Here is a 2086-nt window from a genome sequence, read left to right as displayed (position 1 = left end):
CGGTGAGCGCGGCGGCCGCTTCCAGCTCGCCGGCGGCCTCGCGGCGAACGGCCCCGGACGGGGGACCGGCTCCTGGGCCGGGCCCGTGGCGCTGACGGGGCTGCTGGTGGCTCTGGCCGCCGTCGTGACCGTGCTGCAGAAGTCGCCGTGCCTGCTGCACGGCTGGGGCGCCCCGGACGTCTACTACGCGGGCTGCTACTCGGACTGGGCCGCGCTCTACGGCGGGCGCGGGTTCGCGGCGGACCCCTGGGCGCCGTTCCGGGCGGGCTCCACGTTCGAGTACCCCGTGCTGATGTCCGTCGTGGGCTCGGTGGCGGCCTGGATCACGCAGGCGCTGCCGTTCTCGCCGGAGCAGGGCACGGTGGTGTTCTGGCTCGTGAACCTCGGATTCGTGGTGGTGCTGTGGGCCGTTGTCGCGGTGCTGACCGTCCGGATGGCGGGGCGCCGGTGGACGGACGGGCTCATGGTGGCCGTGGCCCCGGGGATCGTGCTGGCCGGCACCATCAACTGGGACCTGTGGGCCGTGGCCCTGCTGGCGTGCGGCATGTACGCCTGGTCGCGCGGCCGGTCCCTGACGGCGGGGATGCTGTTCGGCCTCGGCGCGGCCATGAAGCTGTATCCGCTGCTGATCCTGGGGCCGCTGCTGATCCTGGCGGTGCGCTCGCGACGGTGGCGGCCCTTCCTGCTCGCGGCCGGGGGCACGGTGGCGGCGTGGGCGGCGGTCAACGTGCCGCTCATGGCCGTGAACTTCCAGGCGTGGTCCGTGTTCTTCACCTTCTCCGGCGAGCGCGGGCCGGGCCTGTCCAGCGTGTGGCACGCATGGGACGTGACCGCCGCGCAGGCCGGGTGGGCGTTCGTGCCGGAGGACTCCCTGACCCTGCTGGCCTACGGCACCTTCGCGGTGTGCTGCCTCGGGATCTTCGTGCTCGGCGTGCGGGTGCGGCACACCCCACGGCTGGCCCAGCTGACGTTCCTGGTGGTGGCGGCGTTCGTGCTCACCAACAAGGTGTACTCACCGCAGTTCGTCGTCTGGCTGATCCCGCTCCTGGCGCTCGCCCTGCCGCGCTGGCGGGACTTCTGGGTGTGGCAGACGGTGGAGGCGCTGCACTTCTTCGCCGTGTGGATGTACCTGGCCAAGGGGGTGGCCGAGACCCCGCCGCAGCACTCCATGGACGACTCCGTCTACGTGGCCGCGATCCTCGCGCACATGCTCGCGGTGCTGTGGCTGTGCGGGCGCGTCGTGTGGGAGATGCTGCACCCGGCGGAGGACCTCGTGAAGCGCGACCACGGCGGCCACCCGGACACCGACCCGCTCGCCGGCGCGTACGCCGCGGACGCCGGCCCGGCCCGGGGTCGCTCAGACCGGCCGGCCGCGGTTCAGGCGTAGTCCCAGCGGTGGATCGGGCAGTCCGGGGACGACGGCGGCGCGGTCGTGCCCGCCTCGGCGGCGCCGTCCTCGCGGGGTGGCGGCGGACAGACGCACTGCGCCCCGGAGGCGGCCGTGGCCGCCTTCATCTGCTCGCGCCAGATCACGTGGGGATCGGTGGCCGGGTCCGCGGCCGCGCCGGGGTGCGCCGGACGCGCGACGCCGTCGTCATGGGCGGGGGTGCGGGCCGCGTCCCCGTCCCGGGTGAAGCCCATCCGCACGATGGCCCAGCCGCCCACGGTCCACGCCACCAGGAGGAAGACCCCCACGGCGACGGCGATCATGATGTCCACGGCGGGCTCCTCCTGCGCTGACGGGGCGGGCGATGCGGCCGGGGCCGCTTTCGGGCCAGGGTAGCCGGACGGGGTGGTGGGGCGCGGTACGGTCGGGTCATGACCCCCGTGACCCGTGACACCGTCGCCGAGATACCCGCCCACCTGCGGGACCTGGCCGACTTCGTGACCGCCTCGCCCTCCAGCTACCACGCCGCGGAGGAGGTCGCACGCCGCCTGGAGGCCGTCGGCTTCACCCGCCTGGACGAGACGGCCGACTTCCCGTCGGCCCCGGGCGGCTACGTCGTGGTGCGCGACGGCGCGGCGGTGGCCTGGATCGTGCCGACGGGTGTGGACGCGCTGGGCCGCCACGAGGGCGCTGAGGCGC

General features: G+C 74.5%; 2 protein-coding genes and 1 pseudogene. 2 read left to right on the top strand and 1 reads right to left on the bottom strand.

Going from position 1 to position 2086, the window contains the following annotated elements:
* The coding region (locus HMPREF3105_RS12000; RefSeq protein ID WP_070709818.1) for a glycosyltransferase family 87 protein at nt 1-1387 on the top strand (1387 nt) is incomplete at its 5' end.
* On the opposite strand, the gene HMPREF3105_RS11995 is transcribed toward HMPREF3105_RS12000, so the two are convergent.
* Nucleotides 1378-1710: a hypothetical protein gene (locus HMPREF3105_RS11995; protein ID WP_205810694.1), complete on the bottom strand. Its 333-nt coding sequence runs from the start codon at nt 1708-1710 to the stop codon at nt 1378-1380. The genes HMPREF3105_RS12000 and HMPREF3105_RS11995 overlap by 10 nt on opposite strands.
* A gap of 108 nt (nt 1711-1818) precedes the next feature.
* Between HMPREF3105_RS11995 and HMPREF3105_RS11990 the strand changes: the two are divergent.
* Nucleotides 1819-2086: pseudogene (locus HMPREF3105_RS11990) on the top strand (M18 family aminopeptidase); the annotation flags it as partial.

It is taken from the genome of Micrococcus sp. HMSC31B01, assembly GCF_001816085.1.
Taxonomy (GTDB): Bacteria; Actinomycetota; Actinomycetes; order Actinomycetales; family Micrococcaceae; genus Micrococcus; species Micrococcus luteus.
Note: the sequence above shows the minus strand (reverse complement) of the source record. Positions and strands in the feature narration are given on the sequence as shown.